Source organism: Streptomyces sp. NPDC052301, assembly GCF_044593395.1.
Lineage (GTDB): Bacteria > Actinomycetota > Actinomycetes > Streptomycetales > Streptomycetaceae > Streptomyces.
Genome location: NZ_JBIUBE010000008.1, coordinates 378,728 through 399,270, shown reverse-complemented (window position 1 = coordinate 399,270; position 20,543 = coordinate 378,728). Strand labels below are relative to the sequence as shown.

Here is a 20,543-nt window from a genome sequence, read left to right as displayed (position 1 = left end):
GGCACTGCTTCGAGCGGGGCGACCTGCTGTCAGGGGGCCGTCACATCAGCGTGCCGGGGGTGCCCGGTGACCCCGCCCCGCTGCTCTGCGGTGACCCCGCTCCGCTGCTCTGCGGTGCCGCCGCGGAGCTGCTGGAGGACGCCGGGCCGCTCGCCGTGTCCGTCGTGGCCGGGGACGAGGACGTTCCGGACGACGGGGAGCTGGACGACGGGTCCGGGGACGGCGAGGGGTCGGACGACGGGCTCGACGACGGCGACTTGGACGGCGTCGGGGACGGCGACTTCGTCGGCTTCGTGGGCTTCGATCCGGACGGGGCCGGCGACGTGTGCCCACCACCCGGGTGCTTCGTGCCGCTCGGGCCGGCGGAAGGCCCCGCGGTGGCCGGCGGGGTCGGGTCGTCCGTCGTGCCGTAGGTGCCGTCGGGCCCCGGGCCGGTCGCAGCGGGGACGACCCTGCCCGAGCCGGTGCCGTTCCCGCCCGTGTCCTTCTTCGGGTCCGCCCCCAGACTGCCGTCGTCCGTGCCCTGGCTCGCCGACGGGTTGACGTCGACCTTGCTCGCCGGGTTCCGGTCCGCGTTCTCCTGGGACGTCATGCCGAGCGTGACGACCGTGCCCAGAACGGCGGCCAGCAGCGCCCCCGAGCCGGCCGCCACCATGTTCCGGCGGGCCAGCCGGCGGAACCCGACCCGCTGTGCGGCCGCGGGGACCACCTGGGTGACGACGCTCTCGCCGAGCGGCGCGTACGGCGGCGGGGCCGACTCCTCGTGCCGTACCTCCGGCAGCTCCTCCCCCGCCGTCGCGGGCGGCCCGGGCACCTCGCCCGCGCGGTCGGCGACCAGCGCCAGGGCGCGGCGTCCGGCGACGGTGCCCCGCTTGTCGGCGAGGGCTCCGCGCAGTCCGATGGACGCCTCCAACTCGGCCCGGGCCCGGTCGAGCTGTCCGCCGCACAGCGCGAGGACACCCAACTCGTGGTGGAAATAGGCCTGTTCATGCACTTCGCCGGCCAGGCGCGCGGCCTCCGCACCGAAGCGCAGGCACCGTTCCCAGGCGCCCCAGTTCAGCCCCGCGGCGAACGCGGGCGCGGCCGTACGGGCCAGCCGTACCGCGTCGGCCTCCTCGCCCTCGACCGGCGGCACCGTCCCGGGGAGGATGCCGGTGAGCGCGGCCAGTACCGCGTCGGCCTCCGCGCACACCCGCTCCGGGGTGACCGAGGGATGACCGGCCCACCAGGCGTAGTGCCGGCCGGCGGTACGGGCCTGGTCCTCGGCGTCGTCGGCGTACCCCGCGGCCTCCAGCTGCGCCAGGACACCGGCCGCGAGCCGGTAGCGGGAGCCGACCGGGGAGACCAGTCCACAGCCCGCCAGCTCGCCGAGGGCGGCGTCCGCGTGGGTGTCGCCGACGAGCGCGGGCAGATGCGCCTGGTGCGGCACCTCGCCACCGAGGGCGACCGCGAAGCGCAGGGTGGCCCGGGCGGAGCCGCTGAGCCGGGAGGCGAGCAGCGGGGCGGGCGCGGCGGCCTCACCGAGGGAGGGCAGCGGCACCTCGTCCACGGAGTCGACGGGCAGCTCGACGGGCGGCCGTACGTCCTCGAAGACGCCGTACTCGTCCACCGCCCCGGCACCGGCCCGCAGCTCGTCGCGCTGCCGCAGCAGGGCACCGGCCTGGACGAACCTGAGCGGCAGCCCCTCGGACTCGAACCACAGGTCGCCGGCCCAGTTGGCCTCCTCCTCGGTCAGGACCCGGCCTACGGTCCGCTCCAGGATCTCCACGCCGGCCGCCCGGTCGAGGCCGCCGAGGAAGACCTCCTCCACGTCCGCGTCGGCGGAGGGCGCGGGGACGTCCGGGGTGACGGCGAGCAGGAAGGCGCACTCGGGGGTGGCGTCGAGCAGCTCGTCCAGGGCGGCGCCGCCGAACTCGAGGTCGTCCAGGACGACGACCGCGCCGATCTCCCCGACGCGGCCGAGCAGTTCGTCCCGTCCCGGGCGGTGGTGCGGGGCGTCGTGGACGGCGTGGAAGAGGTCGTGCAGCACGTCGCCCACGGTCCGGTGGAAGCCGCTCAGGCGCACCACGCCGTCGGGGGCGAGGTCCAGGCAGTCCTCGGCGACCAGGTCGAGCAGGGCGGTGCGGCCGGACCCGCCGGGACCGGTCAGCCGCACGGAGCGGCCCCGGGCCAGCAGCCGGACCAGGCGCTCGCGTTCGTCCTGGCGTTCCAGCAGGGACGGCGCCGGCTGGGCGGGGCCGGGCGGCACGGGCGGCCGGGCGGCCCGCTCGGTGCCGGCGCGCTCGGCCGCGGTGCGCTTACGGGGCCTGCCCGGACGCTCGGCCGGCGGGCAGAGCTCTATCTCGCTGCCGTCCACGGGATTGACCGTCAGCAGGAGGTCGTCGGAGACGAGCTGCGCCGTGCGGGCGACCGCGGGCGCGGCGTGGCCGAAGTCGGAGGTCAGGGATTCCCGGGGCGGGCGGCGGCTGTGCGCCTGGCCGTGCTCCTCGGGTCCCGGGTTGATCGGGTCCATAGGTTCAAGCCCCCCAAAAGCGTCGTGTGCCCATGTTCCGGCCCCTCCCGGCCTTGTCGCACACCGCGCTGTCGCTTCTGGTCCGGGCCCGCTCTCGAGGGTTGCGAGGCAGCGGGCGACCGAACCCTAAACCTTCGCTCAGTATCTCCGACAGGGTGGGGTGCCGTGCGGCCCGAGACGTCACAGTCCGGTGAGGATTGCCCTCCACGGGCGGTACGACGGCTGCGCCCGGGTCTCCCCCGTCGCCCGGTTCACACCTGATCGCGGCGTTGCACCCCGGCGTCCCGCCCGGGCGTCACACCCTGGGGAGGGACTCCACTCCGATGCCGCCCTCGATGGCGAGGATGCGGTGCAGCCGGGTGGCCACCAGCAGGCGCTGCATCTGCGGCGGGACGCCGCGCAGCACCAGACGGCGACCGCAGCGGCCGGCCCGCCGGTGGGCCCCCATGATCACACCGAGTCCGGTGGCGTCCCAGGAGTCCAGTTCGGACAGGTCGAGCACCAGGTCGCCGACTCCGGTGTCGACGGCCGAGTGCAGGGCCGTACGGGCGTCCGCCGCGCTGCGGACGTCGAGGCGGCCCCCGACGACCAGCTCGGCTTGGTCGCCCCTGATGTACATATGCGCTCCCCGTTGAGTGCGGTTGGCGTACTCCGTGACGGTGCTGTGCAACGTCTGACTGTGTGAGTGCCGGTGCGGTTGCTGCTTGTAAGCGAACCGATACCGAATTCACCCCTGAGAGTGATACCCCCGGGGTGAATGTCCGGCGTATGTACGTACGGGTGGTTCTCAGTACGTGTAGAAGCCCTGCCCGCTCTTGCGGCCGATGTCACCGGCGTCCACCATCCGGCGCATCAGCTCCGGCGGGGCGAACTTCTCGTCCTGGGACTCGGTGTAGATGTTGCCGGTGGCGTGCAGCAGGATGTCCACGCCGGTCAGGTCGGCGGTGGCGAGCGGGCCCATGGCGTGGCCGAAGCCCAGCTTGCAGGCGAGGTCGATGTCCTCGGCCGTGGCGACGCCGGACTCGTACAGCTTGGTCGCCTCCACCACGAGGGCGGAGATGAGGCGGGTGGTCACGAAGCCCGCGACGTCCCGGTTGACGACGATGCAGGTCTTGCCGACGGACTCGGCGAACGCCCGCGCGGTGGCGAGGGTTTCGTCGCTGGTCTTGTAGCCGCGGACCAGCTCGACGAGCTGCATCATCGGTACCGGCGAGAAGAAGTGCACACCGACGACCCGCTCGGGGTGCTCGGTGGCCGCCGCGATCTTGGTGATCGGGATGGCGGAGGTGTTGGAGGCGAGCACGGTGTCCTCGCGCACGATCTTGTCGAGCGTGCGGAAGATCTCGTGCTTGACCTCCAGCTTCTCGAAGACCGCCTCGACGACGATGTCGGCGTCGGCGGCGGCGTCCAGGTCGGTGGTCGCGGTGATGCGAGCGAGGGCGGCCTCGGCGTCGTCGGCCGCCAGCTTCCCCTTGCCCACGAACTTGTCGTACGACGCCTTGATGCCGTCGGTGCCACGCCTCAGTGCCTCGTCGGTGACGTCCCGCAGGACGACGTCCCAGCCCGCCTGCGCGGCGACCTGAGCGATACCGGACCCCATGAGACCGGCGCCGATGACGGCCAGCTTCCGTGCCACTGACGACTCCCTTGAACGCTCTCCAAGTCTGCTTCTTCGGCGGACCATAGCGCTCCGGAGCGGCTGTGTGAGCGGTAAGTAACGCGCGTCACGTCTCATCTGACGGACATCACACCGGCAGCGGTAACGGCCACCCAATTGGGCGCCTTTCCGGCGCCGTTCGGCCGGTGTCCGTGTAGTCCCTTTTTCCCCCAATGGGTTGACCCGGCGGCGGCTCGCGCCCCGCTCACGGGATGGCGCGGGGTAGCGAGCCCTGGCTCTTTGCGCCCATTGTTCCGTAACACCGTGATCACGTGGCGTGGCGAGCCGTGGCCGGGTCATCCTGACGTCCCGTCCTGATGGGGCCTTAACACCGCTCCTCAGGACGGAAGTTGGAGTTTCTCTGCTCACGGAATCGATGTGAGATGACGAGTAAGAAGGTGGTGACCGTCGCCGTCCTGGTGACGGTCCTCACGTGGAGCACGGTGATGACCGTGCTGGGACAGGTCGCGGCCATGGCCACCCTGATCCCGTCCCTGGGCCTGCTCGTGCAGCAGATCGTCCAGGCGCTCACCGGGTCCGACGGCTCCCGCACGCCCGACGGCCCCGCCCCGACCGGCACCGGCGGTGAGGAGCCGCCGCGATGACCCGGGCCGTCGGCGTCGGCCGGCCGCTCGCCCCGCGGACCGTCGGCCGGCGGGGCCGCAAGCCGGGTCCGATCTCCGAGTCCGCCGGGCTCACGCACCGGGCCTGGCTGGAGCCGGTGCGCGAGGCCGTCCGCCTCCGGGGCCTCACGCTGGACGACCTCGCGGTCCGCTCCGGTTACTCCAAGACCCGGATCAGCGAACTCCTGCGCGGCAACGGGTACTACCAGCCCTGGGAGATCACCTTCAGCGTGATCCGCGTACTCGGGCTGCCGGTCCAGCCGTTGCTCCACCTGTGGATCGCGGCGGCGTGCGAGGCGGACAAGGAGCCCGGCTGGATCCGGCACCACATCCAGCAGGTCGCCCGGGAACCCGAGACACCGCCCGTCGCCCTCCGGGCCTTCAGGGAGAACGTGCGCGCCGCCTACCACGCCTACGCGCGCACCTTCCTGCCGGCCGGCGAAGACGCCCGCGGCGCGGTCGACGAGACCTTCGACCTGCTGTGGCTGTCCTGGGAGACCGCGGCCGGCGGCGAGAACCTCCGGCGCCACGCCTGGCACCTGCTGCGCTCCCGCGTACTGGTCCGCGCGAACCACCGCGACGGCTACCCGGACCTGCGCACCGCGGCCTTCTCCTCCGGCGACGCCCACGAGAGCGTCCCGGGCCACGTCGTCGTCCTGCCCGACCTGGTGAACCGCCTGGACGCCATCGCCCGCCTGGACCCCGACGAGAGGGACGTCGTGGTCCTGGACGAACTGTGCGGCCTGGACCTTGCGGAAACGATCCCGTACGTCACCGGCCAGAGCCGGGCCCGCTGCCTGTCCCTCGCCCGTTACGCGCGCGCCACCCTCGAGGGCCTGCGGCGCCCATGACGGCCCCGATACGCTGCGTGTCCACTCCGCTACACATCGACCCTGGAGGGGGAGCCATGCCGGCGCGAAGGGTGGTCACGGGACGCAGCCAGGAGCCGCGGCGGCGGTACGCGGAGGAGCTGCGCCGGCTGCGCACCTCCCATGGGTTGAGCCTGCGTGCGCTGGCCGACGCCGTGGGCTGGGATCCCTCCCTCTTCAGGAAACTGGAGAGCGGGGAGACTTCGGGCAGCCCCGAGGTCGCCGAGGCGCTGGACCGGTACTACGGCACGCCTGGACTGCTGCTGGCGATGTGGGAGCTGGCCGTGGGGGATCCCACGCAGTTCAAGGAGCAGTACCGGCGGTACATGGTCCTGGAGTCCGAGGCGGTGAGCCTGTGGCACTACTCGGTGAGCGCGCCGCCGGGCCTGCTCCAGACGGCCGGGTACGCCCGCGAGGCGCTCGCGGCAGGCTGGATCAAGGAGGATGAGCTGGACCAGCAGGTCGAGGCGCGCCTCGGGCGGCGTCAGCTGCTGGAGGCCGAGCACCCTCCGCTGTTCCGCGTCATCCTCTCCGAGGCGGTGCTGCGCACGGCGCTGCGCGACACGGGAGCGTGGCGTGAGCAGTTGGAGCACTTGGTGGAGGCGTCCGAGCGCCCGAACATCACCCTCCAGGTGCTGCCGTTCAGCGCCGGGCCCCATGGTCTGATGAACACCGCCGTGAAGTTCTTGCGGCTGACGGACGGCCGGACAGTGGCCTACACCGAGAACGACCTGCGTGGTGAACTGGTGGAGGACAGCGCCCCAGTTGAGGAGTTGCAGCGTAGGTACGATGCGATGCGCGACCTCGCGCTGAGCCCTGCCGAGTCGCGGAAGTTCATCCTGCGGACGTTGGAGGAAGTGCCATGCGAGCCATCGACCTGAGCGGCGTGACGTGGCGCAAGAGCAGCTACAGCAACACGAGCGGCGGGGATTGTGTCGAGGTCTGCGACACCGTCCCCACCGCCGTCCCCGTCCGTGACAGCAAGACCCCCTCTGGCCCTGTCCTGCTCATCGCGAACAGTTCGTGGGCGTCGTTCGTCACCGCCGTCCGCAGCGGAGCCCTCCGCTAGCCCGTGCGCACCGCATAGCCGAGGACCCGCTCGCTCAGCAGGTCCTCGATGTCGTCCAGCAGGGCGAGCACCTCGCGGGAGACCTCGCCCGGATCGCGGCCCTTGACCATCTCGCGGGCGATGACGGTCATGACCGTGCCGTGCACCCAGCCGAGCTGACCGGCCATCAGGTGGGGCAGGTTGTCGGTCTCCTCCGCTCCGGTCTCCTCGCGCAGCGCCTGTTCCAGGTTGGCCTGGGCCTCCTGGGCGAGGGCCCACAGGCGGGAGCGCAGGGCGGGGGTCTCCTCGATGACCTGATGGAACCGGGCGTAGCCGGGCATCAGGCCGACCCGCGGGGAGACGGCCGTGACCTCCTCGCGCAGTTCGCGCAGGACCGCGGCGGCGGCGGACTCCCCCGAGGGGCGGCCCCGGACCCAGCGGGCGAGGCGGTCGACGACGCCGGCCGAGCGGTCGAAGAAGAGGTCCTCCTTGGCCGGGAAGTAGTTGTAGACGGTGTTGACGGAGACGTTCGCCGCCTCGGCGATCTCCGCGACCGTCACCGCCTCGAAGCCACGCTCCAGGAACAGCCCCGTGGCGACATCCGAGATGTACTGCCGGGTCTGCCGCTTCTTCCGTTCCCTGAGCCCCTCTGCCATGCCCCCATCCTATCTTCGCTGTGGCCGATGAAAACTTGGGGTCGTTGCAAAATTTCAGGGACTCTGCTTTTCTGGTCGGCATGGCAGCAGTCATCAGTGCGGCAGGACTCGCCCGCACCTTCCAGACGAAAACCGGGCCCGCCGAGGCCGTGCGCGGGATCGACCTCCGGGTCCGGGAAGGCGAGATCCTCGGCTTCCTCGGACCCAACGGCGCCGGCAAGACGACCACCCTGCGGATGCTCACCACCCTGCTGACGCCGACCGGCGGCGCGGCCACCGTCGCCGGGCACGATCTGGCGACGGACCCGGCGGGCGTGCGCGCGGTGAGCGGGTACGTCGCCCAGTCCGGCGGGGTCGATCCGCAGATCACCGTGCGGGAGGAACTGGTCACCCAGGGCCGGATGTACCGCCTGTCGAAGGCCGAGGCGGTCCGGCGCGCCGAGGAGCTGGCCGTCGAGCTGGATCTCGCCGGTCTGCTCGACCGCAGGACCGGCGGCCTCTCCGGTGGCCAGCGGCGCCGGCTCGACATCGCGATGGCGCTCACCCACCGCCCGAAGGTGCTGTTCCTGGACGAGCCGACGACCGGCCTCGACCCCGGCAGCCGTGCCGACCTGTGGACACTGGTCCGCCGGCTGCGCGACGAGCACGGCACCACGGTCTTCCTGACCACCCACTACCTGGACGAGGCCGACGCCCTCGCCGACCGCCTGGTGATCGTCGACCGCGGCACGGTCGCCGCCGAGGGCACGCCGGGCGCGCTGAAGCTGGCGTACGGCGGCTCGCTCGACGCCACGCTCCAGGACACCTTCCTCGCCGTCACCGGACGCGGGCCGGCCCCGGCCGACTCCGCCCCCGTAGCCGTATAAGACACTCAGGACACGGACGACAGATGCTTCTTCACGACACGGGCCTCGTCTACGGCCGCTACCTGCGCCAGTCGCTGCGCTCCCGCTTCGCCCTGCTCTTCGGGGTGCTGACGCCCCTGCTCTACCTGGTCCTGTTCGGCCCCCTGCTCACCGGCCTGCCGCTGGGCGGCGGGGGCAGCTCCTGGCAGGTGCTGGTGCCCGGCCTGCTGCTGCAACTCGGCCTGTTCGGGGCACTGTTCGCCGGGTTCACCATCATCGTCGAGAACGGGCAGGGGGTGCTGGAGCGGATGCGGGTGACCCCGGTCAGCCGGCTCGCCCTGCTGCTCGGCCGGGTGCTGCGCGACGCCACGGTGTTCGTCTTCCAGGCGGTGCTGCTGGTGCTGGCCGCGCTGGTGATGGGGCTGCGCGCACCGGTCGGCGGCATCCTGATCGGGTTCGCCTTCGTCGCCCTGCTCACCCTCTCCCTGGCCTCGCTGTCGTACGCGGTCGGGATGCGGGTGCGCACCCCGCAGGAGTTCGGACCGCTGATCAACATGGTGTCGATGCCGTCGATGCTGCTGTCCGGGCTGATGCTCCCGATGAGCCTCGCACCGGGCTGGCTGGACGTGCTCTCGCACTTCGTGCCGTTCCGCTACCTGGTGGACGCGGTGCGGGACGCGTACGTCGGCCGGTACGCCACGGCGCACATGCTCTACGGCGTCCTCGTCGCCCTCGCTCTCGCGGGACTCACCGTGACAGTGGGCACACGCGTGTTCCGCCGGGCCGGGGCGTAACTACGCTGGTCACATGGTCAATCTGACGCGCATCTACACCAGGACCGGCGACAAGGGCACCACCAACCTCGGCGACATGAGCCGGGTACCCAAGACGGACCTCAGGATCTCCGCCTACGCGGACGCCAACGAGGCCAACGCGGTGATCGGCACCGCGATCGCGCTGGGGGGCCTGGACGAGGACGTCGTGAAGGTCCTCACCCGGGTCCAGAACGACCTGTTCGACGTGGGTGCGGATCTGTCCACTCCGGTGGTGGAGAACCCGGAGTTCCCGCCGCTCAGGGTGGAGCAGTTCTACATCGACAAGCTGGAGGCGGACTGCGACCGCTTCAACGAGCGGCTGGAGAAGCTGCGGTCCTTCATCCTGCCCGGCGGCACCGCGGGCGCGGCCCTGCTCCACCAGGCCTGCACGGTCGCACGGCGGGCCGAGCGCTCGACCTGGGCGGCCCTGGAGGCCCACGGCGACACGATGAACCCCCTGACCGCGACCTATCTGAACCGCCTGTCGGACCTGCTGTTCATCCTGGCCCGCACGGCGAACAAGGAGGTCGGGGACGTGCTGTGGGTGCCGGGCGGGGAGCGCTGAGCGACGCTCCCCGCCGCGGGCACCGGTCCACGTCGGTCACCGGTCCGCGTCGCTCGACGCGTCCCGGTCGGCCGCCGCGGCCGCGGACTCGGCCGCGTCCACCTTCTTCCGCATCTCCGCGAGTCCCGAGGGCCCGGCGGACTGCGCCGCGCCCGAGGCGCCGGTGCCGGACGTGGCCTTCGGGGCGGCACCCTGGGGGTGGGCGCAGCCCGCGGTGAGGGCGACGAGCAGCGCCGCCGCCGGGACCGCGAGCAGCGGTCCGTGCCGCCGTGGCTGCATCAGCTCGCCGCCTTCCCGCCGTCGTTGTCCTGGCACCAGCTCTTGACGGCCGTCAGGTCCGTCTGCCGCTGCTTGAGGGTGGTCACCAGGGACTTGCGGAAGTCCAGCCGGTCCTGGAGGTAGGTGGCTATCTGGGTGTGGCCCGCCTTCTTCGCGTTGTCCACGCGCTGCTGCAGCCGGGCCACCGAGCCGCGGGTCCCGGCCCCCGCGTCCAGCCGCTTCAGGGCCCGTCCGATCCGGCGGTCCAGCTTGGGCACCCGCTTGCACAGCGCCTGCGCCCCGTCCGAGGTGGGTGTCGGCTTCGGGGTGCTGTCGGCCGCCGCGGCCCCGGTACCGCCCGCCAGTACGGCCGCCACGGCGACCCCGGCGAGCAGGGTGCGCGTACCTCGTCGTCCGTTCATGACTCTCTCCGTTTCCCTCGGTCGGTTCCTGGACGGAGGCTAGGAAGAGTCTTTGGGGAAACCCTGTGACCGGTTCGTCCCGGCTGTCCCGATCAGCCAGTTCCGTCCGCCGGGCAGCTCCCCGCCGACCGAGGGCAGCCGTACCTCGAAGCGCGCGCCGGGCCCGCCCGGGCTGTCCGTGACCGTGACGCTCCCCCGGTGCAGCGCCGCCTGCTGGGCGACCAGGGTGAGGCCGAGCCCGGAACCGGCGCTGTCCGAGCCCCGCCGGAACCGCTCGAAGATCCGCTCGCGGGCATCGGCGGGTACACCGGGCCCCCCGTCGGTCACGGTGACCACGACCTGGTCCCCAGCGGAGTGCACCCCGACCGCCACCCGGGCCCGGCCGCGCGGATCCCGGCCGTGGGTCGACGCGTTGCCGAGCAGGTTGTCCAGCAGGAGTCTGAGGCCCGGCTCCCAGCCGTGCACGGTGCGGCCGGGCTCGGTGTCCAGGGTGAACTCCGCGTCCGGAGTACGGCGGCGGGCCTCGGCGACGGCCGCCTCGGCCACCTCGGCCAGGTCGACGGTGCGCAGCGCCTCCGTCTCCACCAGGTCTCCGCGTCCCAGTTCGCGCAGCATCACCAGCAGGCCCAGCAGCCGGGCGTGCTCGTGCCGGAGGTCGGCGAGGACCTCGGTGCGGTCGGATTCGGGCAGACCGGGGTGGCCGGCCAGGATGTCGAGGTTGGTGCCCATGCTCATCAGGGGGGTGCGCAGTTCGTGCGCGGCTGCCGAGGAGAAGGAGCGGGCGGTGTCCAGGGCCTCGGCGGTGCGGGCCGCCTGTTCGTCGTAGCGGGCGAGGACGGTCCGCAGCGTCACCGCCAGTTCGTCGACCTCCGTCACCCCGGTCGGCCGGTGGTCGAGCCGGGCGCTGCTGATGCGCGGGTCGAGGCCGGCGGTGCGGCGGGTGAGGCGGCGCAGGGGTGCGCTGGTACCGGCGGCCAGGCCCCAGGCGAGCAGTCCGGACAGGGGTGCGGCAAGCAGGGCGGTGAGCAGCACACGGCGGCGCACGAGGCCGATCCGGGCGCGGTCGGCGGTGTCGGGGGAGAAGATCCACAGTGTGCCGGAGGCGGTGCTGCCCCGGACCGGCCGGGCCAGGGCCCGCCAACTGCGGGCGCCGTCGCCGACGGTGACGGGCCCGGCGGTGCCCGCGGGCAGGGCCACCGAGGGGCCGGGCTGCGGACCGCCGCTGAAGGTCCCGCCGGGTGCGACGACGCGTACGCCGACATCGAGGGCCGCGCTGAACAGGCGGCGTTCTCGAGTGTCGGCGACCTTGGGGTGGCCGTTCTGCGAGGCCCGCAGCAGGGAGCGGGCGTCCGGGGCGACGGCCGTGGCACGCTGCCGGAGCTGCTGGTCCTCGGAGTGGCGCAGGTCGCGGGCGACCAGGTGGAGCAGCAGCCATCCGGCGGCCAGGACCAGCAGCGGGACGGTGCAGCCGACAGCGAGGCCGATGCGGGTGGAGAGTCTCATGGCGTCTCCCGCGTCTGCCTGAGCACGAAGCCGACTCCACGCACGGTGTGGATCAGCCGGCTGCGCCCGTCCGCCTCGAGCTTGCGCCGCAGATAGCTGACGAAGGTGTCGACGGCGTCGGTGCGCACGTCGACGTCGTAGCCCCACACCCGCTCCAGGAGCTGGTCCCGGGTGAGGACCAGTCCGGCGTTGCGGGCGAGCGTCTCGAGGAGTTCGAACTCGCGGCGGGTCAACTCCAGGGGATGGCCGTCGCGTTCGGCGGTGCGGGCCGCCGGGTCGATGACCAGGCCCGCCACCCGCAGCGCCGCCCGCTCCGCCGGGGGCCGGCGGCGCAGCAGTGCGTGCAGCCGCAGCACCAGTTCCTGCAGGGCGAACGGCTTGACCAGGTAGTCGTCACCGCCCGCCTGGAGCCCGGCGATCCGGTCGGCGGTCTCGTCGAGCGCGGAGAGCATCAGGACGGGCATGTCCTGGCCCGCCGCGCGCAGCCGGGTGCACACCTGGATGCCGCTCATGCCGGGCATCGACACGTCGAGCACCAGGACGTCCGGTGGCGCCTGTTCGATCGCGGCGAGCGCCTCGGGCCCGTCGGCCGCGGTACGGACGGCGAAGCCGTTCAGGCGCAGCCCGCGGGCGAGGGCCCGGCGGATCGCGTCGTCGTCGTCGACGATCAGGACCGCTCCGGGACCTGCCGTGTCACCCATGCACCCCTCCTCGTCGTCCGGTCAGGGTACGACCGCTCCCCGCCCGACCGGGCCACGGGTGCCGGCTCGCTTTCGCGGCCGCGGGCGCCGAGTCCGCCGTCACAGCAGTGCGGTGACCGGCGTCAGCGCCGCTCGGCCGGCTGCCGTTTCGGGAACAGCGTGTAGCTGAGCGCGATGACCACGTTGATGCCGAGCACCGCCAGCAGTCGCAGCTGCCAGGCGCGCAGGGGCTCGGTGCTCCGGCTGCCGTCGGCGTACCAGACGGCGGCCTGGAGCAGCGCGGTGCCGACCGCGCAGGCCAGTATCCAGCGAGCGGCAACCTTCCACTCGTGGACGGTACGGGCGGCGCCGTACTTCGGGGGCTTCGGGGGCGGCGGGCCGCCGGCGAAGCGGTGGGCCGTCCAGGCGTCCGCCCACTTGATCGTGGAGGGCCCGAGGCCGACGGTGAAGCCGATGTAGACGGCGGCCAGGCCGTGCCGCCAGTCCGGCTGCGCGCCGTTCCTCAGGTCGACCGCGGTCACGACGAGGAGCACGGCCTCCAGCAGCGGCTCGCACAGCAGCAGCGCCAGCCCGGTGCGCGGCATCCGCAGGGCGTACCGGAAGGCCAGTCCGGCCGCCAGCAGCACCCAAAACGCCACCTCGCAGGCGACGACCAGTCCGACGATCACGGTTCGCTCCCCTCGCTCGTCCCTCAAGGCTCGCGACGGCCGGCGCGCGGGGCGTCGTCGGCGCGGGCGAGTCCGCGGTAAACGAAAGGTGCAGTCCCGGACCGTGCCCGGGGAGCACGCGGGCCGCGCGGAGGGCGTGTTGGATGGGGGAATGGCTCTCGCGCTCCCCCGCCCGCACCGTGACGACATACGCATCGCCGTGGGCGGACTGCTCGGCGGGGTGCTGCTGTGGGCGCTCGGCCTCCACCCGCGCGCCCCCTCGGCCCCCGTGGTGCTGTGCGCGGCGAACTGGGCTCCCTTGGTGCCGCTGGCGGTGACGGCCGCGTGCGAGCCGCTGCGCCGCACCCGGCCCCGCTTCGCACTGCTGGTCGGCACGCTCGCGCTGACCGCGGACACGGTGACGGTCGGCAACATCGCCACCGTGGTGCTGTACACCGACCTCATGTACGCGGCCGTCCTGTACGGCACCCCGGCCTCCGCCCGCCGCATCCCGTGGATCACCGGACTGCTGACGGTGCTCGGCGGTGTCGTACCGGCCGCACTCTGGCGCGACCCGGCGGCGCTGCTGATCGGTGTGGGCATCGGTGTCGTCGCGCTGGCGCCCGCCGCGACCGGCTGGGTGGTGCGGGACCATCGTGACGCCGCCGAGGCCGCCCGGCTGCGCGCCGAACAGACCGCGCTGCTGGCCGAGATCGACCGGACGCAAGCCGTCACTGCCGAACGGGCGCGCATGGCGAGGGAGTTGCACGACATGGTCGCCAACCACCTCTCGGCGATCGCCATCCACTCCACGGCCGCGCTGTCGATCGACGATCCCCGGACCTCGCGGGACGCCCTGACCGTGATCCGGGAGAACAGCGTGGCGGGGCTGGCCGAGATGCGACGGCTCATCGGAATCCTGCGGGACAGCAGCGGCGATCTGGAACCGACCGCCACGCCCACCCTCGACGGCCTGAGCGCCCTGGTCGAGGGTGCCCGCACCAACGGCCTGGCCGTCCGCCTCGACGCCGACCACGGTCCCATGCCCGAGCCGGTCGGGCTGGCCGCCTACCGGATCGTGCAGGAGTCGCTGACGAACGCGCTCAAGCACGCGGCGCCGGGGGCCGTGCGGGTACGTCTGCGGCAGGCCGAAGACACCCTGCACGTCCAGGTCACCAGCCCCTACCTGCCCGGCGACGCCCCGCGCGCCCCCGGCTCGGGCTCCGGGCTCGCCGGGATGCGGGAGCGCGTGGCGCTGCTCGGCGGTGACTTCACGGCCGGGCCCGTTGCCGGCCTGTGGAGCGTTCGCGCCACGCTTCCCCTCACCGGAACCGAAGGAGATGCCCTGTGATCCGTGTCCTGGTCGCCGAGGACCAGTCCGCCGTGCGCGCCGGACTGGTCCTGATCCTGCGCAGTGCGCCCGACATCGAGGTGGTGGGCGAGGCGGAGGACGGTGTGCGGGCCGTCGAGCTGGTGCGCGAGCTGAGGCCGGACCTGGTGCTGATGGATGTTCAGATGCCGCGTCTGGACGGGGTGTCGGCGACCCGGCAGATCGTCGCGGAGCGGCTCGCGGACGTGCTCGTGCTGACCACCTTCGACCTGGACGAGTACGTGTTCGGGGCGCTGCGGGCCGGCGCGTCCGGGTTCCTGCTGAAACACACCGACGCCCGGGGGCTGCTGGAGGCCGTGCGGACGGTGGCGGGCGGGGAGGGAATCGTCGCGCCGGCCGTGACCCGGCGGCTGCTCGCCGAGTTCGCCGCGACGCCACGGCGGGAGGAGAGAGCCGACCCGGCCGTCCTCGACAGCCTCACCCGGCGGGAGCGCGAGGTCCTGTCCTGCGTCGGGGAAGGACTGTCCAACGCGGAGATCGCCGAGCGGCTGGAGATGGCGGAGGGCACGGTCAAGTCGCACGTCAGCCGCCTGCTGGGCAAGCTGGAGCTGCGCAGTCGCGTCCAAGCGGCCGTTCTGGCGCAGGAGTTGGGGATCTAGAGGGAGCGACAGGCGAGCAGGGAAATTGGTCCAGACCTATTGACCCGTGGTCCAGACCTTTCTACTCTCGCAGCACCGTGGGCGTGAAGGCTCAGTCATGCCCCTGTCACCCACCCCTACCGAGGGAGGCGCAGCATGCGCTTCAGACACAGAGCCGCGGCAGGGTTCGCGACCCTGTTGCTCCCCCTGGCCGGCCTCGTCGGTCTCGCGAGCCCCGCCCAGGCCGCGACCAACGCGACCGCGAGCTTCACCAAGACCAGCGACTGGGGTACCGGATTCGGCGGTCAGTGGACCGTCAAGAACACCGGTACCAGCAGCATCAGTTCCTGGACCGTCGAGTGGGACTTCCCCTCCGGTACGTCCGTCACCTCCGCCTGGGACGCGGACGTCACGAACTCCGGCACCCACTGGACCGCCAAGAACAAGTCCTACAACGGCACCATCGCCCCCGGCGCCTCCGTCTCCTTCGGCTTCAACGGCGCGGGCCCCGGCTCCCCGTCCAACTGCAAGCTGAACGGCGACAGCTGCGACGGCACGACCGTCCCCGGTGACGCGGCCCCCTCCGCCCCCGGCACCCCGACCGCCTCCGGCATCACCGACACCTCGGCGAAGCTCTCCTGGAGCGCGGCCACCGACGACAAGGGCGTCAAGAACTACGACGTGCTCCGCGACGGCAAGGTCGTCGGCACCGTCACGACGACGTCGTACACCGACACCGGCCTCACCGCCGGCACCGACTACTCCTACACCGTGCAGGCCCGCGACACCGCCGACCAGACCGGGCCGGTCAGCGGCGCGGCCAAGGTGCACACCACCGGCGGCGGAGGCACCACTCCCCCGCCGACCGGCGACAAGGTCAAGCTCGGCTACTTCACCGAGTGGGGCATCTACGGCCGCAACTACAACGTCAAGAACCTGGTGACGTCGGGCAGCGCGGCCAAGATCACGCACATCAACTACGCCTTCGGCAACGTGACCAACGGCCAGTGCGCCATCGGTGACTCCTACGCCGACTACGACAAGGCCTTCACCGCCGACCAGTCGGTGAGCGGCGTGGCCGACACCTGGGACCAGCCGCTGCGCGGCAACTTCAACCAGCTGCGCGAGCTGAAGGCCAAGTACCCGAACCTGAAGGTGCTGTGGTCCTTCGGCGGATGGACCTGGTCCGGCGGCTTCGCGCAGGCGGCGGCCAACCCGACCGCCTTCGCCCAGTCCTGCTACAACCTGGTGAAGGACCCGCGCTGGGCCGATGTCTTCGACGGCATCGACATCGACTGGGAGTACCCGAACGCCTGCGGCCTGTCCTGCGACACCAGCGGGGCCGCCGCCTTCAAGAACGTGATGGCCGCGCTGCGCGCCAAGTTCGGCTCCTCCGCCCTGGTCACCGCGGCGGTCACGGCCGACGGCTCCTCCGGCGGCAAGATCGAGTCCGCGGACTACGCCGGCGCCTCCCAGTACGTCGACTGGTACAACGTGATGACGTACGACTTCTTCGGCGCCTGGGACGCGCAGGGCCCGACCGCCCCGCACTCCCCGCTCACCTCGTACTCCGGCATCCCGAAGGCGGGCTTCACCACCGCCGACGCGATGGCCAAGTACAAGGCGATCGGCGTCCCCGCGAGCAAGCTGCTCATCGGCATCGGCTTCTACGGCCGCGGCTGGACCGGCGTCACCCAGGACGCCCCGGGCGGCACGGCCACGGGTCCGGCGGCCGGCACCTACGAGCAGGGCATCGAGGACTACAAGGTGCTCAAGTCGTCCTGCCCGGCCACCGGCACCGTCGCCGGCACGGCGTACGCCCACTGCGGCAGCAACTGGTGGTCGTACGACACCCCCGCCACCATCGCCTCCAAGATGAGCTGGGCGAAGTCGCAGGGACTGGGCGGTGCGTTCTTCTGGGAGTTCAGCGGCGACACCGGCAACGGTGAGCTGGTGAACGCCATCAGCAGCAACCTGTAGTACCTGTACGTGTCCTAAGCGACGTTGACGCGCTGACCGGGCGGGGCTGCCTCCAGCCACGCGAGGAATCCGGTCAGCGCGTCTTCGCTCATCGCGAGTTCGAGGCGGGTGCCCCGATGGGTACAGGCGAGGACCACCGCGTCGGAGAGCAGCGCCAGCTCCTCCTCGCCCTCGGGCAGCCGGCGTCCGGCCACCTCGATGGCGGCACGCTCCAGCGTGCGGCGCGGACGGAAGGCGTAGGAGAAGACCCGGTACCACTCGATGCGGTCGCCGTTGTAGCGGGCGACCCCGTAGGACCAGCCCTTGCCGCCGGTGTCCGGTTTCTCGGGCAGGTCCCAGCGCAGCGAACAGTCGAAGGTGCCGCCGGAACGCTGGATCAGTCTGCGGCGCAGCCCGAACAGGAACAGTCCCACCACCACGAGCGCGACCACGATCCCGCACACAGTCAGAGCGAGGACCATCGGCACCGACCTCCTCGTCTCCTAGGTAGGGGAACTGCTTCTGTCGTTGAGTAATGAAACTGGAAAAACACCCACATCTGCCTCAGCCGCGACCGGCACCGGATTGCTCCGGGCCGGCCGCGGCTGAGTGACGTCAACGTACCGCGCGACTGGGTCAGCGGGCCGTCGCAGCACGCAGGCGGACATCCGCGCGACGCTCGGCGGCGGCATCGCCCTCCGCCTTCGCGCGCTCCAGCTCCCGCTCCGTGCGCTGGACATCGATCTCGTCCGACAGCTCGGCGATCTCGGCCAGCAGGGACAGCTTGTCGTCCGCGAACGAGATGAAACCGCCGTGCACCGCGGCGACGACCGTTCCACCTTCACTCGTACGGATGGTCACCGGGCCCGACTCCAGCACACCGAGCAGCGGCTGGTGACCGGGCATGACGCCGATGTCGCCGGACGTGGTGCGCGCGACGACCAGGGTGGCCTCACCGGACCAGACCTGGCGGTCGGCGGCGACCAGCTCGACGTGCAGCTCAGCAGCCAAGGGTGGCTCCTCGGGTCACCACCCGGCAGGGGTGCCGGGTGTTGGGGTCAATTCTAAGGGGCGTGAGTGAGGGGGCGGGACGCGCCCGCCCCCTCAGACGAACTCAGGGAGTTCAGGAGACGCCGAGCTCCTTGGCGTTGGCCTTGAGGTCCTCAATGCCACCGCACATGAAGAACGCCTGCTCGGGGAAGTGGTCGTACTCACCGTCGCAGATCGCGTTGAACGCGGCGATCGACTCGTCCAGCGGCACGTCCGAGCCGTCCACGCCGGTGAACTGCTTGGCGACGTGGGTGTTCTGGGACAGGAAGCGCTCCACGCGACGGGCACGGTGGACGACGAGCTTGTCCTCCTCGCCCAGCTCGTCGATACCGAGGATCGCGATGATGTCCTGCAGGTCCTTGTACTTCTGCAGGATGTTCTTCACGCGCATGGCCGCGTTGTAGTGGTCCGCGGCGATGTACCGCGGGTCCAGGATGCGGGACGTCGAGTCCAGCGGGTCCACGGCCGGGTAGATGCCCTTCTCCGAGATCGGACGGGACAGAACCGTCGTCGCGTCGAGGTGGGCGAAGGTGGTGGCCGGGGCCGGGTCGGTCAGGTCGTCCGCGGGGACGTAGATCGCCTGCATCGAGGTGATCGAGTGACCACGGGTCGAGGTGATGCGCTCCTGGAGGAGACCCATCTCGTCGGCCAGGTTCGGCTGGTAGCCCACCGCGGAGGGCATACGGCCGAGCAGGGTCGACACCTCGGAACCGGCCTGCGTGAAGCGGAAGATGTTGTCGATGAAGAACAGCACGTCCTGCTTCTGGACGTCACGGAAGTACTCGGCCATGGTCAGGCCGGCCAGCGCGACGCGCAGACGGGTGCCCGGGGGCTCGTCCATCTGGCCGAAGACCAGCGCGGTCTTGTCGATGACGCCCGAGTCGGACATCTCCTCGATGAGGTCGTTGCCCTCACGGGTGCGCTCACCGACACCGGCGAACACGGAGACACCGTCGTGGTTGTTGGCGACGCGGTAGATCATCTCCTGGATGAGCACCGTCTTGCCGACGCCGGCACCACCGAACAGACCGATCTTGCCGCCCTTGACGTACGGGGTCAGCAGGTCGATGACCTTGACACCGGTCTCGAACATCTCGGTCTTCGACTCGAGCTCGTCGAAGTTCGGCGCCTTGCGGTGGATGCCCCAGCGCTCGCCCTCGTACTGCTCGTCGACGTTCAGCACCTCACCGAGGGTGTTGAACACCTTGCCCTTGGTGAAGTCGCCGACGGGCACCGTGATGGAGTTGCCGGTGTCCGTCACCGGGGCCTGGCGGACCAGGCCGTCGGTGGGCTGCATGGAGATGGTGCGGACCAGGCCGTCACCCAGGTGCTGGGCGACCTCCAGGGTCAGCGTCTTCTTCTCGCCCTCGTTCGCCGGGTCGGAGACCTCGACGTGCAGGGCGTTGTAGATCTCCGGCATCGCGTCGACGGGGAACTCCACGTCGACGACCGGGCCGATGACCCGGGCGACGCGGCCCGTAGCCGTCGCGGTCTCAACAGTGGTGGTCATTATCGGTCACTCCCCGCGGTCGCGTCGGCCAGGGCGCTCGCGCCACCGACGATCTCGCTGATTTCCTGGGTGATTTCGGCCTGGCGGGCCGCGTTGGCAAGACGGGAGAGCGTGTTGATCAGCTCGCCCGCGTTGTCGGTGGCCGACTTCATCGCGCGCCGCGTGGCGGCGTGCTTCGAAGCGGCCGACTGGAGCAGCGCGTTGTAGATCCGGCTCTCCACGTACCGCGGCAGCAGGGCGTCGAGGACGTCCTCCGCCGAGGGCTCGAAGTCGTACAGCGGGAGGATCTCGCCCTTGGGGTGAGCCTCCTCGGCGACCTCTTCGAGGCGCAGCGGCAGCAGCCGGGCGTCCAGCGCCGTCTGCGTCATCATCGAGACGAACTCGGTGAAGACGATGTGGAGTTCGTCCACACCACCCTCGGCCGTGTCCTTCTCGATCGCCTCGATCAGGGGCGCCGCGACCTTCTTGGCGTCCGCGTACGACGGCTCGTCGGTGAAGCCCGTCCACGACTCCGCGATCACGCGCTCACGGAAGTTGTAGTGGGCGACACCACGCCGGCCGACGATGTACGTGTCGACCTGCTTGCCCTCGCGCTCCAGGCGCTCGGTCAGCTGCTCCGCCGCCTTGATGGCGTTGGAGTTGAAGGCGCCGGCCAGACCGCGGTCGCTCGTGAGGAGCAGGACCGCGGCACGGGTCGGGTTCTCCGCCTCCGTGGTGAGCGGGTGCTTGGTGTTCGAACCCGTACCGACCGCCGTGACCGCGCGGGTGAGCTCCTGCGCGTACGGCGTGGAGGCCGCCACCTTGCGCTGCGCCTTGACGACGCGCGAGGCGGCGATCATCTCCATCGCCTTGGTGATCTTCTTGGTCGCGCTGACGGATCGGATGCGACGCTTGTAGACCCGGAGCTGGGCTCCCATGAGTCAGGTCCCTTCCTT

Annotated in this window: 23 protein-coding genes; 10 read left to right on the top strand and 13 right to left on the bottom strand. The window is 71.5% G+C overall.

Annotated elements, in window-relative coordinates; translation table 11 throughout:
- Positions 1 to 40 precede the first annotated feature (40 nt).
- From ACIHEJ_RS24680 to ACIHEJ_RS24670, 3 genes are all read right to left on the bottom strand, one after another.
- On the bottom strand, positions 41 to 2,512 hold the full coding sequence (locus ACIHEJ_RS24680) for an ATP-binding protein (RefSeq protein WP_400138784.1): 2,472 nt from the start codon (positions 2,510 to 2,512) through the stop codon (positions 41 to 43).
- 295 nt (positions 2,513 to 2,807) lie between these two features.
- Complete coding sequence (locus ACIHEJ_RS24675) at positions 2,808 to 3,131, bottom strand: STAS domain-containing protein (protein ID WP_400138782.1); 324 nt, start codon at positions 3,129 to 3,131, stop codon at positions 2,808 to 2,810.
- A 168-nt stretch (positions 3,132 to 3,299) separates the two neighbouring features.
- Positions 3,300 to 4,148, bottom strand: a complete 849-nt coding sequence (locus ACIHEJ_RS24670) for a 3-hydroxyacyl-CoA dehydrogenase family protein (RefSeq protein WP_400138780.1) — start codon at positions 4,146 to 4,148, stop codon at positions 3,300 to 3,302.
- A 404-nt stretch (positions 4,149 to 4,552) separates the two neighbouring features.
- Between ACIHEJ_RS24670 and ACIHEJ_RS24665 the strand changes: the two genes are divergently transcribed.
- Genes ACIHEJ_RS24665 through ACIHEJ_RS24650 form a run of 4 tightly spaced genes read left to right on the top strand, consistent with a single transcriptional unit; the run spans position 4,553 to position 6,730 of the window.
- A complete protein-coding gene (locus ACIHEJ_RS24665) occupies positions 4,553 to 4,774 on the top strand; it encodes a hypothetical protein (protein ID WP_400138779.1) in 222 nt (73 codons plus the stop codon).
- On the top strand, positions 4,771 to 5,643 hold the full coding sequence (locus ACIHEJ_RS24660; RefSeq protein ID WP_400138777.1) for an XRE family transcriptional regulator: 873 nt from the start codon (positions 4,771 to 4,773) through the stop codon (positions 5,641 to 5,643). The genes ACIHEJ_RS24665 and ACIHEJ_RS24660 overlap by 4 nt, the downstream gene beginning before the upstream one ends.
- Positions 5,644 to 5,699: 56 nt before the next feature.
- Positions 5,700 to 6,542, top strand: a complete 843-nt coding sequence (locus ACIHEJ_RS24655) for a helix-turn-helix domain-containing protein (RefSeq protein WP_400138775.1) — start codon at positions 5,700 to 5,702, stop codon at positions 6,540 to 6,542.
- Positions 6,524 to 6,730, top strand: coding sequence for a DUF397 domain-containing protein (locus ACIHEJ_RS24650; protein WP_400138773.1), 207 nt, complete (start codon positions 6,524 to 6,526; stop codon positions 6,728 to 6,730). The genes ACIHEJ_RS24655 and ACIHEJ_RS24650 overlap by 19 nt, the downstream gene beginning before the upstream one ends.
- On the opposite strand, the gene ACIHEJ_RS24645 is transcribed toward ACIHEJ_RS24650, so the two are convergent.
- Positions 6,727 to 7,365 (bottom strand): TetR/AcrR family transcriptional regulator, encoded by a 639-nt coding sequence (locus ACIHEJ_RS24645; RefSeq protein ID WP_400138771.1) that lies wholly within the window; start codon positions 7,363 to 7,365, stop codon positions 6,727 to 6,729. The genes ACIHEJ_RS24650 and ACIHEJ_RS24645 overlap by 4 nt on opposite strands.
- Positions 7,366 to 7,445: 80 nt before the next feature.
- Here ACIHEJ_RS24645 and ACIHEJ_RS24640 point away from each other — a divergent pair, with 80 nt between their 5' ends.
- From ACIHEJ_RS24640 to ACIHEJ_RS24630, 3 genes are read left to right on the top strand one after another with little or no spacing between them, the layout of a single operon-like run.
- Positions 7,446 to 8,231: an ABC transporter ATP-binding protein gene (locus ACIHEJ_RS24640; RefSeq protein ID WP_400138769.1), complete on the top strand. Its 786-nt coding sequence runs from the start codon at positions 7,446 to 7,448 to the stop codon at positions 8,229 to 8,231.
- Between the two features lie 23 nt (positions 8,232 to 8,254).
- Positions 8,255 to 9,004 (top strand): ABC transporter permease, encoded by a 750-nt coding sequence (locus tag ACIHEJ_RS24635; RefSeq protein ID WP_400138767.1) that lies wholly within the window; start codon positions 8,255 to 8,257, stop codon positions 9,002 to 9,004.
- 13 nt (positions 9,005 to 9,017) lie between these two features.
- On the top strand, positions 9,018 to 9,590 hold the full coding sequence (locus ACIHEJ_RS24630; protein WP_400138765.1) for a cob(I)yrinic acid a,c-diamide adenosyltransferase: 573 nt from the start codon (positions 9,018 to 9,020) through the stop codon (positions 9,588 to 9,590).
- Between the two features lie 36 nt (positions 9,591 to 9,626).
- Here the strand turns inward: ACIHEJ_RS24630 and ACIHEJ_RS24625 are convergent, their stop codons facing one another.
- From ACIHEJ_RS24625 to ACIHEJ_RS24605, 5 genes are all read right to left on the bottom strand, one after another.
- Entirely contained in the window at positions 9,627 to 9,869 is a 243-nt protein-coding gene (locus tag ACIHEJ_RS24625) for a hypothetical protein (RefSeq protein WP_400138763.1), read from the bottom strand.
- Positions 9,869 to 10,270 (bottom strand): hypothetical protein, encoded by a 402-nt coding sequence (locus tag ACIHEJ_RS24620; protein ID WP_400138761.1) that lies wholly within the window; start codon positions 10,268 to 10,270, stop codon positions 9,869 to 9,871. Before ACIHEJ_RS24620 ends, ACIHEJ_RS24625 begins: the two co-directional genes overlap by 1 nt.
- A gap of 39 nt (positions 10,271 to 10,309) precedes the next feature.
- Positions 10,310 to 11,773 carry an ATP-binding protein gene (locus ACIHEJ_RS24615; protein ID WP_400138759.1) on the bottom strand — a complete coding sequence of 488 codons (1,464 nt, stop codon included), beginning with the start codon at positions 11,771 to 11,773 and terminating at the stop codon, positions 10,310 to 10,312.
- Entirely contained in the window at positions 11,770 to 12,474 is a 705-nt protein-coding gene (locus tag ACIHEJ_RS24610) for a response regulator transcription factor (protein WP_400138757.1), read from the bottom strand. The genes ACIHEJ_RS24615 and ACIHEJ_RS24610 overlap by 4 nt, the downstream gene beginning before the upstream one ends.
- A gap of 122 nt (positions 12,475 to 12,596) precedes the next feature.
- Positions 12,597 to 13,142, bottom strand: coding sequence for a hypothetical protein (locus ACIHEJ_RS24605; protein WP_400138755.1), 546 nt, complete (start codon positions 13,140 to 13,142; stop codon positions 12,597 to 12,599).
- 151 nt (positions 13,143 to 13,293) lie between these two features.
- Between ACIHEJ_RS24605 and ACIHEJ_RS24600 the strand changes: the two genes are divergently transcribed.
- From ACIHEJ_RS24600 to ACIHEJ_RS24590, 3 genes are all read left to right on the top strand, one after another.
- Positions 13,294 to 14,472, top strand: a complete 1,179-nt coding sequence (locus tag ACIHEJ_RS24600; RefSeq protein ID WP_400138753.1) for a sensor histidine kinase — start codon at positions 13,294 to 13,296, stop codon at positions 14,470 to 14,472.
- A complete protein-coding gene (locus ACIHEJ_RS24595) occupies positions 14,469 to 15,110 on the top strand; it encodes a response regulator (protein WP_400138752.1) in 642 nt (213 codons plus the stop codon). Before ACIHEJ_RS24600 ends, ACIHEJ_RS24595 begins: the two co-directional genes overlap by 4 nt.
- A 135-nt stretch (positions 15,111 to 15,245) precedes the next feature.
- Positions 15,246 to 17,069: a glycosyl hydrolase family 18 protein gene (locus tag ACIHEJ_RS24590; RefSeq protein WP_400138750.1), complete on the top strand. Its 1,824-nt coding sequence runs from the start codon at positions 15,246 to 15,248 to the stop codon at positions 17,067 to 17,069.
- A gap of 14 nt (positions 17,070 to 17,083) precedes the next feature.
- Here the strand turns inward: ACIHEJ_RS24590 and ACIHEJ_RS24585 are convergent, their stop codons facing one another.
- The 4 genes from ACIHEJ_RS24585 to ACIHEJ_RS24570 form a co-directional block, all read right to left on the bottom strand.
- Complete coding sequence (locus tag ACIHEJ_RS24585; protein ID WP_400138748.1) at positions 17,084 to 17,530, bottom strand: DUF2550 domain-containing protein; 447 nt, start codon at positions 17,528 to 17,530, stop codon at positions 17,084 to 17,086.
- A gap of 154 nt (positions 17,531 to 17,684) precedes the next feature.
- Positions 17,685 to 18,059, bottom strand: a complete 375-nt coding sequence (locus ACIHEJ_RS24580; RefSeq protein ID WP_361255905.1) for a F0F1 ATP synthase subunit epsilon — start codon at positions 18,057 to 18,059, stop codon at positions 17,685 to 17,687.
- Between the two features lie 112 nt (positions 18,060 to 18,171).
- Positions 18,172 to 19,608 (bottom strand): F0F1 ATP synthase subunit beta, encoded by a 1,437-nt coding sequence (atpD, locus tag ACIHEJ_RS24575; RefSeq protein ID WP_400138745.1) that lies wholly within the window; start codon positions 19,606 to 19,608, stop codon positions 18,172 to 18,174.
- Entirely contained in the window at positions 19,608 to 20,525 is a 918-nt protein-coding gene (locus tag ACIHEJ_RS24570) for a F0F1 ATP synthase subunit gamma (protein WP_400138743.1), read from the bottom strand. Before ACIHEJ_RS24570 ends, atpD begins: the two co-directional genes overlap by 1 nt.
- Positions 20,526 to 20,543: the final 18 nt, after the last annotated feature.